Source organism: Xanthobacter autotrophicus (assembly GCF_005871085.1).
GTDB lineage: Bacteria > Pseudomonadota > Alphaproteobacteria > Rhizobiales > Xanthobacteraceae > Xanthobacter > Xanthobacter autotrophicus.
In genome coordinates this window covers 486,299-499,465 of sequence record NZ_VAUP01000022.1, presented here as the reverse complement: position 1 = coordinate 499,465, position 13,167 = coordinate 486,299, and the positions used below count along the sequence as shown (strand labels likewise).

12 protein-coding genes are annotated in these 13,167 nt (G+C 67.6%); 6 read left to right on the top strand and 6 right to left on the bottom strand.

From position 1 onward, the window contains the following. Positions 1 to 137 precede the first annotated feature (137 nt). The 6 genes from FBQ73_RS11060 to FBQ73_RS11035 all read left to right on the top strand — a co-directional run bounded on the left by FBQ73_RS11060 (position 138) and on the right by FBQ73_RS11035 (position 6,135). Complete coding sequence (locus FBQ73_RS11060; RefSeq protein WP_138399524.1) at positions 138 to 374, top strand: GlsB/YeaQ/YmgE family stress response membrane protein; 237 nt, start codon at positions 138 to 140, stop codon at positions 372 to 374. A 196-nt stretch (positions 375 to 570) separates the two neighbouring features. Next, positions 571 to 2,544 (top strand): protein meaA, encoded by a 1,974-nt coding sequence (locus FBQ73_RS11055; protein ID WP_138399523.1) that lies wholly within the window; start codon positions 571 to 573, stop codon positions 2,542 to 2,544. 95 nt (positions 2,545 to 2,639) lie between these two features. Further along, positions 2,640 to 3,308 (top strand): hypothetical protein, encoded by a 669-nt coding sequence (locus tag FBQ73_RS11050; protein WP_138399522.1) that lies wholly within the window; start codon positions 2,640 to 2,642, stop codon positions 3,306 to 3,308. A gap of 152 nt (positions 3,309 to 3,460) precedes the next feature. Further along, on the top strand, positions 3,461 to 4,324 hold the full coding sequence (locus FBQ73_RS11045) for a VOC family protein (protein ID WP_138399521.1): 864 nt from the start codon (positions 3,461 to 3,463) through the stop codon (positions 4,322 to 4,324). 239 nt (positions 4,325 to 4,563) lie between these two features. Beyond that, positions 4,564 to 5,499: a DMT family transporter gene (locus FBQ73_RS11040; protein ID WP_138399520.1), complete on the top strand. Its 936-nt coding sequence runs from the start codon at positions 4,564 to 4,566 to the stop codon at positions 5,497 to 5,499. Positions 5,500 to 5,607: 108 nt separating this feature from the next. Further along, positions 5,608 to 6,135: a GlcG/HbpS family heme-binding protein gene (locus tag FBQ73_RS11035; protein WP_138399519.1), complete on the top strand. Its 528-nt coding sequence runs from the start codon at positions 5,608 to 5,610 to the stop codon at positions 6,133 to 6,135. A gap of 104 nt (positions 6,136 to 6,239) precedes the next feature. On the opposite strand, the gene serA is transcribed toward FBQ73_RS11035, so the two are convergent. The 6 genes from serA to FBQ73_RS11005 all read right to left on the bottom strand — a co-directional run bounded on the left by serA (position 6,240) and on the right by FBQ73_RS11005 (position 13,100). After that, positions 6,240 to 7,826, bottom strand: a complete 1,587-nt coding sequence (gene serA, locus FBQ73_RS11030) for a phosphoglycerate dehydrogenase (RefSeq protein ID WP_138399518.1) — start codon at positions 7,824 to 7,826, stop codon at positions 6,240 to 6,242. Between the two features lie 338 nt (positions 7,827 to 8,164). Then, positions 8,165 to 9,340, bottom strand: coding sequence for a phosphoserine transaminase (locus FBQ73_RS11025; protein WP_138399517.1), 1,176 nt, complete (start codon positions 9,338 to 9,340; stop codon positions 8,165 to 8,167). A gap of 187 nt (positions 9,341 to 9,527) precedes the next feature. Continuing rightward, positions 9,528 to 10,358 carry a metal ABC transporter permease gene (locus tag FBQ73_RS11020; RefSeq protein WP_138399516.1) on the bottom strand — a complete coding sequence of 277 codons (831 nt, stop codon included), beginning with the start codon at positions 10,356 to 10,358 and terminating at the stop codon, positions 9,528 to 9,530. Continuing rightward, positions 10,358 to 11,218 (bottom strand): metal ABC transporter permease, encoded by an 861-nt coding sequence (locus FBQ73_RS11015; RefSeq protein WP_170218840.1) that lies wholly within the window; start codon positions 11,216 to 11,218, stop codon positions 10,358 to 10,360. The genes FBQ73_RS11020 and FBQ73_RS11015 overlap by 1 nt, the downstream gene beginning before the upstream one ends. Further along, positions 11,218 to 12,117 carry a manganese/iron ABC transporter ATP-binding protein gene (locus FBQ73_RS11010; protein WP_138399514.1) on the bottom strand — a complete coding sequence of 300 codons (900 nt, stop codon included), beginning with the start codon at positions 12,115 to 12,117 and terminating at the stop codon, positions 11,218 to 11,220. Before FBQ73_RS11010 ends, FBQ73_RS11015 begins: the two co-directional genes overlap by 1 nt. Further along, complete coding sequence (locus FBQ73_RS11005) at positions 12,114 to 13,100, bottom strand: metal ABC transporter substrate-binding protein (protein WP_246089655.1); 987 nt, start codon at positions 13,098 to 13,100, stop codon at positions 12,114 to 12,116. The genes FBQ73_RS11010 and FBQ73_RS11005 overlap by 4 nt, the downstream gene beginning before the upstream one ends. Positions 13,101 to 13,167 lie beyond the last annotated feature (67 nt).

Genomic DNA, 13,167 nt, shown 5'->3' with positions numbered 1-13,167 from the left:
CGCGTTCTGCGAACCACAAGGCCACGCTCGCGTTGTCATTCCCGCGGCGCGCTGCAGGCGCTAGGCTGGGGCGTCGCGGGACGGGCCGGCCACCGGGGCGGACGGGCCGGGGCGGCGACACGGAAAGGGGACGGGACATGGGTATCTTGTGGATGGTCATCGTCGGCGCCATCGCCGGCTTCCTGGCGGGGCAGATCTTCCAGGGCTACGGCTTCGGCCTTCTGGGCAACATCGCGGTGGGCATCGTCGGCGCCCTCATCGGCGGCTTCCTGTTCGGCGGGGTGTTCGTGGTGGGCGGCATGCTGGGCCAGATCATCTCGGCCACCATCGGTGCGATCATCCTGCTGTTCATCATCTCGCTGGTGAAACGGTAGGGGCAGGGCCGGCGGCCGCGCGCGATCCCTCCAGTGGCTTAAAGCTGCGAGGGGCGCGCGCGGAGCCGCGGTCGGCACGAAAAGCACACGCACCTGTGGAGAGGTGCCATGGGCCTCCACCAATTTCCCATCGACGTCCGGGCCATTGCGACGCACAATCGCGTCCAATCCAGAACGACCAGATGGGGGAATAGGAATGGTGGCGCGCGACAAACCCTGGCTTTTCCGCACCTATGCGGGGCATTCCACCGCCACGGAGTCCAACAAGCTCTATCGTTCCAACCTCGCCAAGGGCCAGACCGGTCTTTCGGTGGCCTTCGACCTGCCCACCCAGACTGGCTATGATTCCGACCATCCGCTGGCGCGCGGCGAGGTGGGCAAGGTGGGCGTGCCCATCTCTCATCTGGGTGACATGCGCACCCTGTTCGACGGCATCCCGCTGGCCGAGATGAACACGTCGATGACCATCAACGCCTGCGCGGCGTGGCTGCTCTCACTCTATATCGCCACTGCCGACGAGCAGGGCGCCGACCGCACCAGGCTGCAGGGCACCACCCAGAACGACATCATCAAGGAATATCTGTCGCGCGGCACCTATGTGTTCCCGCCGGCGCCATCCATGCGGCTGACCAAGGACACCATCATCTTCACCACCGAGTATCTGCCCCGGTGGAACCCGATGAACGTGTGCTCCTATCACCTGCAGGAGGCCGGGGCGACGCCGGTGCAGGAACTGGCCTTCGCGCTCGCCAACGCCATCGCCATCCTCGACACGGTGAAGAAGTCGGGGGAGGCGGAAGGCAAGGTGTTCGGCGAGGTGGTGGGGCGCATCTCCTTCTTCGTGAACGCCGGCATGCGGTTCATCACCGAGATGTGCAAGATGCGCGCGTTCGTGGATCTGTGGGACGAGATCTGCGTCAACCGCTACGGCATCACCGACGCCAAGCAGAAGCTGTTCCGCTATGGCGTGCAGGTGAATTCGCTGGGCCTCACCGAGCAGCAGCCGGAAAACAATGTCTACCGCATCCTCCTGGAGATGCTGGCCGTCACCCTGTCCAAGGGCGCCCGCGCCCGCGCCGTGCAGCTGCCCGCCTGGAACGAGGCGCTGGGCCTGCCCCGCTCCTTCGACCAGCAATGGTCGCTGCGCATGCAGCAGGTGCTGGCCTATGAGACCGACCTGCTCGAATACGGCGACATCTTCGACGGCTCCATCGAGATCGCGAGGAAGGTGGAGCAGCTGAAGGAAGAGGCCCGCGCCGAGCTGGCGCAGATCGACGCCATGGGCGGCGCGGTGGCGGCCATCGAGAATTCCTACATGAAGCAGCAGCTGGTGGAATCCAACACCCGCCGGCTGGAGGCCATTGAGCGCGGCGAGCAGGTGGTGGTGGGCGTCAACCGCTGGACCGAGACCGAGCCCTCGCCGCTCACCACCGGGGAAGGCGCCATCCTCACCGTGCCCGAGGGCGTGGAGGCCGAGCAGATCGCCCGCCTCCAGGCCTGGCGCGAGGCGCGTGACAATAAGGCCGCTGCTGCTGCTCTGACGGCGCTGAAGAGCGCGGCGCAGGAGGGGCGCAACATCATGGAGCCCTCCATCGTCTGCGCCAAGGCCGGCATCACCACCGGCGAATGGGGCACCTGCCTGCGCGAGGTGTTCGGCGAATACCGCGCCCCCACCGGCGTCGGCCGCGCCGCCCGCGTGGATACGCAGGGGCTGGACGAAGTGCGCAAGGGCGTGGACGCGGTGTCCGAGAAGATCGGCCGGCGCATCAAGTTCCTGGTGGGCAAGCCGGGCCTCGACGGCCATTCCAACGGCGCCGAGCAGATCGCCGTGCGCGCCCGCGACTGCGGCATGGAAGTGGTCTACGAGGGCATCCGCCTGACCCCCGCCGAGATCGTGAACGCCGCGCTGGAAGAGAGCGTGCACGTCATCGGCCTGTCCATCCTCTCCGGCTCCCACGTGCCGCTGGTGCGCGACGTGATGGAGCGGCTGCGGGCCGAGGGCCTCTCCGACATTCCGGTGGTGGTGGGCGGCATCATCCCGCCGGAGGACGAGGTGCAGCTGAAGGGCTTCGGCGTGACCGCGGTCTACACCCCGAAGAATTTCGAGCTGAACCGCATCATGGCCGACATCGTCGCCATCGTGGACCGGCAGGCCCAGAAGGCGGCCTGAGCCGGGGCGGGGGGAAAGGTTTCGCCGATCCGCCTGGCATGCGGGCTGATCGGCGCCTTTGACAGGTCGGTGCTCGATTTGCCGGGAGAGGGCGCATGGCCCTTGAAGGTGCACATGCAGGCGGACGGGGGCGGTCGCTGGCGGCGGCCGTTCTGGTCGTCGCCCTCGCGCTGAGCGTGCCGGTTGCACGGGCCGAGGGTGGCCCGGTGGATGTGGCTGCGTCGGAAGCGGCCCCGCCCCCCAATCCGCCTGCCCCTGCCGTTCCGGCACCCGCGTCCAGCGCACCGTCCCCGACTCCCGTCTCCGCCGCAGCCGCCGATCCCTATGCCGGCCTGCCGAAGGTGGTGGCGCGGGCGGTGCAGGAGCTGGAGGCGGAGTGCCGTGCCGCCGAGGGCAGGCCGAATTGGAAGCCCGGCACTCTCGCCGAGGTGGTCAACGTCTCCCCCGACGGGCGGCCGGACTATCTGATCGACACCCACGCCATCGCCTGCGACGGCGGCTTCACTCCCTGGATCGGCTCGGACGGCTTCCGGCACATCCTGTTCGTCTCCACAGGTCCCGGACGCTGGGTCCGGGCCTTCGATCGCGCCGCGCGCGGTTTCGAGATCGACAACAAGGGCCGCAAGGTGCCGCAGGTGATCGTCTTCTCCCATTCGGCCTACTGCACGCGGCCCAATCCCGAGCGCTACATGCGCTGCACCCAGGTCTATGAATGGCGCCGTGGCAAGCTGCGCAAGATCTCCGAGGACTGGTTCACCGACTGATGCCGCCCGAGAACGGGCAGGGTGGCACCCATGCGGCGCTGCTGCGCGTTGCTTGCGTTGGTGCAATGGCATGCGCCTGCCACTTCCACCATATTTGGAGCAACGCAGGCGGCGGCACCGAAAGGCGCCTCCGTCTCGCCAGGAGCTTCAGCATGACCGCCGCCCTTTCCCTGTCCCCCAAAACCGCGCCGCACGATCTCGCCCTCGGCGCAGTGGCCCTGTCGAGCCGCGATCCCGAGCGGCTCATCCCCTTCTATCGCGATGGCGTGGGCCTTGAAGTGCTCTCCACCGGCGAGACGGTGGTGCTCGGCGCCGGCGGCCGCCCGCTGGTGGAGATCACGCGCCGATCCGACGCCGCCCCGGCGCCGGTCCGCGCCCCCGGCCTGTTCCACATGGCCATCCGCGTGCCCGATCGCGCGAGCCTTGCCGCCCGGCTGCTCGCCCTCCACCACATGGGCCTTCGGATGGGTGCTTCCGACCATCTGGTGAGCGAGGCGCTCTATGTGGACGACCCGGACGGCAACGGCATCGAGATCTACCGCGATCGCCCCGCCGACGAATGGCCGCGCTCCGTCGACGGCACCATCGCCATGGCGACCTTGCCCCTCGACCTGAACGCCCTGGCCCGCGAGGCTCTGCCGGCCGCGCAACCCGCACCCGCCGGCACCGACATGGGGCATGTGCATCTCAAGGTCTCCGACCTTGAGGCCGCGCGGCGCTTCTGGGTGGATACGGTGGGACTCACCATCATGGCGCGCTATCCCGGCGCCCTGTTCGTGAGCGCGGACGGCTACCACCACCATCTCGGCCTCAACACCTGGCAGTCCTCTGGCGCACCCGCGCCGGCGGCCGGCACGGCGGGGCTCGACCATTTCACCGTGCGGCTGCCGCAGGCCTCCATCGATGCCCTCGGCCAGCGCCTCGCGGCGGCGGGTGTCGCGTTCGCGGCAGTTGAAGGCGGCGGCCTCACGGTGCGCGATCCGTCCGGCAACACGGCGGTGTTCCGCCCGGCCTGAGGCGCGGGCCGGCGCAGGCGCGATCCATCATGAGGCAGAGCACTCCCTTGGTAAGGGAGAGGTCATCTGGGCAGCCAGTGCGGGCGCGATCCATCACACCCGCTGATGGGTGCGTGCGCCAAAATCGATTTCCCCCGCGCCTCGGATGACGCTACAGCGGTCGCCTGCCGAGCCCGCTCCCACCGGAGCTGGCTCCAAGCCCGCGCCGGAGGCGTGGATCGCATCATGCGGGAGGAAAAATGTCGGTGAGGCCCTCGCGCCCGTCCGGAATAGCCCTGTACGACGCGCCCTATCTGCTGCTCACAGTGACGGCGCTGCTGTGGGCCATCAACATCGTGCTCGGGCGCTTCGTCGCCGGTCATGTGCCGCCGGTGACGCTGGCCTTCGTGCGCTGGACCGGGGCGACGCTGATACTGCTGCCGTTCGCCTTCTCGCAGCTCCGGCGCGACCTGCCGCTCATCCGCCGCCATTTCTGGCTGCTGGTGCTGCTCGCGGCCACCGGCATCGCCTGCTACAACGCCATGAGCTATTATGGCTTGCAATATACTCAGGCCCTCAACGGCCTTTTGGTGCAGTCCACCGCGCCGCTTCTGGTCGCCCTGTGGACTTTCTTCATTTTTGGCGAGCGGTTGAGCCTTGGCCAGATGGCCGGCATCGTCACCTCGCTCGTCGGCGTGCTGGTGATCATCAGCCATGGTAGCCTGGATACTTTCCTGCACCTGAAGCCCAACATCGGCGATGTGTGGATCATCTTCGCCCTGTTCATCTATGCCTTCTATGCCGCCATCCTGCGCAAGCGGCCGGGGCTGGGGCCGCTCTCCTTCCTCGTGGTGATCATGGCGCTGGGCTCGGTGCTGCTGGCGCCGTTCGCGCTGTGGGAAGCCGCGCTTGGGCACATTTTGCGGTTCGACCGGATGACGCTGGGGGTGCTGGCCTATGTGATGGTGGGGCCGTCGATCTTTGCCTATCTGTTCTTCAACCGGGGGGTGGAACTGGTGGGGGCCAATGCCGCCGCGCCGTTCCTGCATCTCATGCCGGTGTTCGGCACCGCGCTCGCCATCGTGTTCCTGGGCGAGACCATGGCCTGGTATCACGCGGCGGGCTATGCGCTGGTCATCGCCGGCATCGCGCTGGCGACCCTGTCGGCTCGCGCCAGGGCTCGCCCACCCGCCTGAACGGCAGGGCCGTCACGCCTGCGTGAAACCGTTCATATTTATATTAAGAGGTTACAAACTCTCTGCTAGGAGCGGTCCTGCCGGATGAGCCGGCAGGAGGTGATGAGCATGAGCAAGGGGATTTCGACCAGGGGTGTCGGCGCGCTGCTGGCGCTGGTGCTGGCGGGGCTGGCCGCGCCGGCGGCGGCGCAGGTGCACGGGTCCGGCTGGGAGCTGCCGTTGACGCTCGCCAACGAGGCTGCGCTGGAGGCGGTGCGCGCCTGTGCCGAGAAGGGCTGGCCGGTCTCCGTGGCGGTGGTGGACGTGTCCGGCGAAACCCGTGTGCTGGTGAAGGGCGACCATTCCACCACCCACACCCGCACCTCCAGCTTCCGCAAGGCCTATACGGTCGCGACCCTTGGGCCGGTGTTCGGCTTCGATACCCTCTCGGCCTTCGTGGAGAAGACCCGCGGCGGGCCCAGCACCCAGGCGCTCGCCTCCCTGCCGGATATCCTGCTTCTGGCCGGCGGCGTCGGCGTGAAGGCGAAGGGGGAGATCGTGGCCGCCATCGGCGTCGGAGGCGCGCCGGGCGGGGAGAAGGACGAGGCCTGCGCGGCCGCTGGCCTTGCCAAAATCGCCGACCGCCTGCCGCACTGACGCAAGACCTGGCCCCGTCTTCGACGGGGACCGCACGCAACATGCGTGAACGAAAACGGCCGCCCCGAGGGCGGCCGTTGCGGCTCGTTCAGAACACCAAAGCCTCAGAACACCAGGGCCTTGGCCGCCTTCACCTGCGGCAGCGCCTGCACCTTGCCGAGCACGTCGGTCGGCACGGTGCCGTCCACCGCCACCAAGGCGATGGCGTCGCCGCCCAGATGGTCGCGGCCGAGGGCGAAAGTGGCGATGTTCAGCCCCGCATCGCCGAGCAGGCTGGCGAAGCGGCCGATGAAGCCCGGCTTGTCCTCGTTGGTGATGTAGATCATGGAGGGCGCGAACTCCGCGTCCACCTTGATGCCCTTGATGTTCACGATGCGCGGGCGGCCGTCCGCGAACACGGTGCCGGATATCGAGCGCTCCAGCGTGTCCGTCACCACGGTGAGGGTGATGAGGCTGTCAAAGTCGCCGGTGGCGGCGCGGGTGGTCTCCTCGATGACGATGCCGCGCTCCTTGGCGACGGTGGGGGCGGACACCACGTTGACCTCCGAGAGCATCGGGCGCAGCAGCCCTGCCACCGCGGCGGAGGTCAGCGCCTTCACCTTCAGCTCCGCCACCGCGCCTTCGTAGACGACGTGCACGGTCTTGATGTCGGTGTCGGTGAGCTGGCCGGCGAACGAGCCGAGCTTTTCCGCCAGCTCCACATAGGGCTTCAACTTGGGGGCTTCCTCCGCCGTGATGGAGGGGAAGTTCACCGCATTGGAGATGGCGCTGGTGAGCAGATAATCGCTCATCTGCTCGGCCACCTGGAGCGCCACGTTCTCCTGCGCCTCGGTGGTGGCGGCGCCCAGATGCGGCGTGCACACCACGTTGGGATGGCCGAACAGCGGGTTCTGCTCCGCCGGCTCCACGGTGAACACGTCGAAGGCGGCGCCCGCCACGTGCTTGGAATCAAGCGCATCGCGCAGGGCGGCTTCGTCCACCAGGCCGCCGCGGGCGCAATTGATGATGCGCACGCCCTTCTTCGTCTTGGCGATGTTCTGTGCCGAGAGAATGTTCTTGGTCTTCTCGGTCAAGGGCGTGTGGAGGGTGATGAAGTCGGCGCGGGCGAGCAGGTCGTCCAGCTCCACCTTCTCGACGCCGAGGTCCAGCGCCCGCTCCACCGAGAGGAAGGGATCGAAGGCGATCACCTTCATCTTCAGGCCCACGCCGCGCTCGGCCACGATGGAGCCGATGTTGCCGCAACCGATGATGCCGAGCGTCTTGGCGGTGACCTCGACGCCCATGAAGCGGTTCTTCTCCCACTTGCCGGCCTGGGTGGAGGCGTCCGCCGCCGGGATCTCGCGGGCCAGCGCGAACATCATGGCGATGGCATGCTCGGCGGTGGTGATGGAATTGCCGAACGGCGTGTTCATCACGATCACGCCCTTGGCGGTGGCCGCCGGCAGATCCACGTTGTCGACGCCGATGCCGGCGCGCCCGATCACCTTCAGGCGGTCGGCCTTCTGCAGGATCTTCGGGGTGACCTTGGTGGCCGAGCGGATGGCGAGGCCGTCATAATTGCCGATGATCTCGGCCAGCTTGTCCTTGTCCTTGCCGAGGTCGGGCTGGAAATCCACCTCGATGCCGCGATCCTTGAAGATCTGCACGGCGGCGGGGGAGAGCTTGTCGGAAATGAGAACGCGGGGTGCCATGGGGGGCTCCACAAATGGGGGGATGTCCGGCCGGGCATGCGCGAGCGTTCCGCGCTTCACCGGCGTGAACCCTCTCCCGCTTGCGGGGGAGGAGAGAATGGGGAGGGGTGTCGTCCCACTCCCGCGGCTTCTGCCGATGCAAGCCCTCACCCGCTTGCGGGGGAGGGTGGGGAGGGGGAAAGCGGGCGTGCTGGCGGAAGGCGTTTCAGGTCGGGAGAGAGTGGAAGGACACCACCCCAGCCCTCCCCCGCAAGCGGGAGAGGGGGCAGGGCGATTCAGTCACCCCGCCAGCCTCACGCGGCCGGATCTCACGCCGCCGGATCTCACGCCGCCGGATCTTACGCCGCCTTGGGCAGCGCGGCCTTGGCTTCGGTGAAGGCCCAGTCGAGCCAGTGGGTCAGGGCTTCCACGTCGGCCCGTTCCACGGTGGCGCCGCACCAGATGCGCAGGCCGGGAGGGGCGTCGCGATAGGCACCGATGTCGTAGGCGATGCCGCCCTTCTCAAGGCCGGAGGCGATGGCCTTGGCGAAGGCGGCCTGGGCGTCGGCGGGCAGCGAGGTCACGTCCGCATCCACCACCTTCAGGCACACCGAGGTGTTGGAGCGCGTCACCGGGTCGGTGGCCAGGAAATCCACCCACGGCGTGCGGTGCACCCACTGGGCGATGGCCTCGAAGTTGCGGTTGGAGCGCTCCTGCAGGGCGGACAGGCCGCCCACGTTCTTTGCCCACTTCAGCGCGTCGAGATAGTCTTCCACGCACAGCATGGAGGGCGTGTTGATGGTCTCGCCCTCGAAGATGCCTTCGATGAGCTTGCCGCCCTTGGTCATGCGGAAGATCTTGGGCAGCGGCCAGGCCGGCTTGTAGGTCTCGAGCCGCTCCACCGCGCGCGGGGAGAGGATGAGGATGCCGTGCGCGCCCTCGCCGCCGAGCACCTTCTGCCAGGAGAAGGTGACCACGTCGAGCTTGGCGAAATCCAGCTTCTGCGCGAAGGCCGCCGAGGTGGCGTCGCAGATGGTGAGGCCGGCGCGATCGGCCGGGATCCACTCCGCATCCGGCACCATGACGCCGGAGGTGGTGCCGTTCCAGGTGAAGACCACGTCGTGGGAGAAATCCACCTGCGCGAGGTCCGGCAGCGCGCCATAGGGGGCGGTCAGCGCGCGGGCGTCGGTGAGCTTGAGCTGCTTGACGACATCGGTCACCCAGCCTTCGCCGAAGCTTTCCCAGGCCAGCATATCCACCGGGCGGGCGCCCAGCATCGACCACAGCACCATCTCCACGGCGCCGGTATCGGAGGCGGGGACGATGCCGATCCTGTAGTCGGCGGGCACTTCCAGCACGTCGCGGGTGAGGTCGATGGCCTCTTTGAGCTTGGCCTTGCCCACCTTGGCGCGGTGCGAACGGCCCAGCGGCGCGTCCGAGAGGCCCTCCAGCGTCCAGCCGGGACGCTTGGCACAGGGGCCGGACGAAAAGTTCGGGTTTTCCGGACGCGTGGCCGGAGCAGGATTCGTCGTCATGTGGTCCATCCTTACAGATGGGCGCCTCCCGTTGGGGGGAGGTGTCCCACGGATGGGGTTACGCCCGAGGGGGCGGGGGCGTCAAGGGTGATGAGGGGAGGGATGCCGAAGGCTTGGTCGCGGTGCCCAAGGGATGGGCAGGCAAAAAGCGGGCAGGAAAGGCGCGGTCTCGCGTGTCGTCTTTCCTCTAGATTGTCTGCGCCACCCGCCCCGCCTTCACCCGCACCCCGACGAACGCCGCGATGAACACCGCCGTCATCAGCAGCACGATGGTGGGCGCCGGCGCGGAATCGAGGAAGAAGGAGAGGTAGACGCCGGAGAGCGCGCAGCCCACCGCCACCGCCACCGCCACCACCAGCATGACGCCGAAGCGCCGGGTGACGAGGAAGGCGATGGCCCCCGGCGCGATCAGAAGCGACACGGCGAGGATGATGCCCACCGCCTTCAGCGCCGCGACGATGGTCAGCGACAGCATCACCAGAAGCCCGTAATGCAGCAGCCCGACGCGCAGGCCCACCGCGCGCGCCTGCGCGGGATCGAACGCGTTCAGCAGCAGGTCGCGCCATTTGGCCAGCAGCGCCACCGTCACCAGGCCGCAGATGATCGCGCTTTCGGCGATGTCGCCCCAGGTCACGCCCAGCATGTCGCCGAACAGGATGTGGTCGAGGTGCACGTCCGACTGGATCTTGGTGTAGAGCACCAGCCCAAGCCCGAACATGCCGGAGAAGACCACGCCCATCACCGTGTCTTCCTTGATGCGGCTGTTGGCCTTCAGATAGCCGGTGCCGAGCGCGCACACCATGCCGGCCACGAACGCCCCGAGGGCCAAGGGCAGGCCGGCCATATAGGCCAGCACCACGCCGGGGAGCACGGCATGGGAGACCGCGTCCCCCATCAGCGACCAGCCCTTCAGCACCAGGAAGCAGGAGAGCAGCGCCATGGGCACAGCCACCAGCGCCGAGATCACCAGCGCGCTCAACATGAAATCGAACTGGAACGGGGCGAGCAGCGTGTCCATCACAGCCCGCCCTCCCTCAAGGCCAGCGCCGCCTGCCGCCGCGCCGCCAGTAGCCCGTGCTTGGGGGCGAACACGAAGGCGGTGAGGAAGATGAGGGTCTGCAGCACCACGATGATGCCGCCCGTGGCCCCGTCCACGAAATAGGAGAGATAGGCGCCGGTAAAGCTCGTGCCCGCGCCGATCAGCACCGACAAGGCGATGAGGCGGGGGAAGCGATCGGTGAGCAGATAGGCGGTGGCCCCCGGCGTCACCACCATGGCGATCACCAGGAAGGCGCCCACCGTCTGCAGCGCCGCCACCGTGCAGGCGGACAGAAGCGTGAAGAACATGATCTTCAGGAAGGTGGGGTTGAGGCCGATGGAGCGGGCGTGGCTCTCATCGAAGAAGGTCACCATCAGGTCCTTCCAGAACACCAGCAGCAGCCCCAGCGAGACAAAGCCGATGAGCGCCAGTTGCAGCGTGTCGGCCGGCGAGATGGCGAGGATATTGCCGAGCACGATGGTCTGCACGTTTACTGAAGTGGGCGAGAGCGACACCATGAACAGGCCGAGGCCGAAGAAGGAGGTGAAGATGAGGCCGATGACGGCATCTTCCTTCAGCTTGGTGCGCTCCTGCAAAAACAGCATGGCACCGGCCGCCAGCGCGCCGGAGAAGAAGGCGCCGAGCGAGAAGGGCAGGCCCAGCATGTAGGCCCCCGCCACGCCCGGCACGATGGCATGGGACAGGGCATCGCCGATGAGCGACCAGCCTTTCAGCATGAGGAAGGCGGAGAGGAACGCGCACACCGCCCCCACCAGCGCGCTCACCCACATGGCATTGACCATGTAGGAATAGCCGAACGGCTCAAGGAGGAGGGTCATCACCCGATTCCCTCCGACGAGCCGGCGGTGCCGCTGGCGGCGGGGCGGTCCTTGTAGAGCACGAGGGGGCGCTCGTCGTCGGTGAGCACGCCCAGCGTGCCGGCGGCGGTGGAATGGCTCTCGTCCAGCACGAAATGGCGCAGCACGCCGCCGAAGGCCTTCTCCAGGTTCACCTGCGTGAAGATCTCGGAGGTCAGCCCATAGGCCAGAACCGTGCCCTTGATGAGCACCGTGCGGTCGCAGAATTCCGGCACCGAGCCGAGATTGTGGGTGGAGACCAGCATCACCCGCCCCTCGTCGCGCAGGGCCTTCAGCAGGGCGATGATGGCGTCCTCGGTCTTCACGTCCACGCCGGTGAAGGGCTCGTCGAGCAGGATCACGCGGGCGTCCTGCGCCAGCGCGCGGGCGAGGAACACGCGCTTCCTCTGCCCGCCGGAAAGCTCGCCGATCTGTCGGGTGCGGAATTCCAGCATGTTGACGCGGCCGAGCGCCGCCGTCACCGCCTCATGGTCGGCGCGGCGGGGCATGCGCAGGAAGTTCATGTGGCCGTAGCGGCCCATCATCACCACGTCTTCCACCAGCACGGGGAAGGTCCAGTCCACTTCCTCGGCCTGGGGCACATAGGCCACCACGTTGCGCTTCAAGGCCTCGCGCACGCTCATGCCGAGGATGGTCACCGACCCCTTCGCCGCCGAGAGGAAGCCCATGATGGTCTTGAACAAGGTGGACTTGCCCGAACCGTTCACCCCCACCAAAGCGGTGATGGTGCCGGTGGGGATCTCGAAGCTGGCATCGCGCAGGGCGGTGTGGCCGTTGCGATAGGTGACGGTGACGTGGGCGACGCTGAGACCGGCGCCGGCGGTATCCGCCTGGGTCAGGGGAGGAAGAGGGGCATTCATCGGGCGGTGCCTCCGGTGAGGCCGTCGGCGATGGTGGTGGAGGTGACCCGCAGCAGGTCGAGATAGGTGGGCACCGGGCCCGCCGCGTCGCTCAGCGAATCCACATAGAGCACGCCGCCGTAGCGGGCGCCGGTTTCCCGCGCCACCTGCTTGGCGGGCTCGGCGGAAATGGTGCTCTCGGAGAAGATGGCGGGGATCTTGTCCGCCCGCATGCGGTCCACGACGCGGCGCACCTGCTGGGGCGTGCCCTGCTGGTCGGCGTTGATGGGCCACAGATAGAGCGGCTTGAGGCCGAAATCCCGCGCCAGATAGCTGAAGGCGCCCTCGCTGGTGACCAGCCAGCGCTGGTCCGCCGGCACCTTGTCCAGCTCGGCGCGGATGGGGGCGATGGTGGCGGTGATCTTCGCCTTGTAGGCCTCGGCGTTGGCCTTGTAGGTGGCGGCGTTGGCCGGATCGTATTTCACCAGCGCGTCGCGGATGTTGTCCACATAGATGAGGGCGGCCGAGGGCGACATCCAGGCATGGGGATTGGGCTTGCCGCTGTAGGGGCCCTCGGTGATGCCCATGGGCTCCACGCCGTCGGACACCACCACGCTCGGCACCCCTTTCAGGCGGCTGAAGAACTTCTCGAACCACAGTTCCAGGTTCAGGCCGTTCCACAGGATCAGGTTGGCGCCCTGGGCCTTGATGAGGTCGCCGGGGGTGGGCTGGTAATTGTGGATCTCGGCGCCGGGCTTGGTGATGGAGTCCACCTGAGCCGCGTCGCCGGCCACGGTCTTCGCCATGTCGGCGATGATGGTGAAGGTGGTGACCACCTTCAGCTTGTCCGCCGCCCGGGCAGGCCCTGCGGACGACGCTGCGGCCAGCCCCGCCAGCAGCCCCGCGAGAAACACGGCGCCCGCCGCCGAAAAGACACGGCCAGCCCAGGAACGAACCAAAGAATGAGCCGGAGAACCGGCCGTCAAACCATCAGGGCAGCGCATGAAGCAGCGCTCCAATCCAATCATCGCATCAATTTGCGATCCATTTGCAAAAATAGGCCCACCAAAC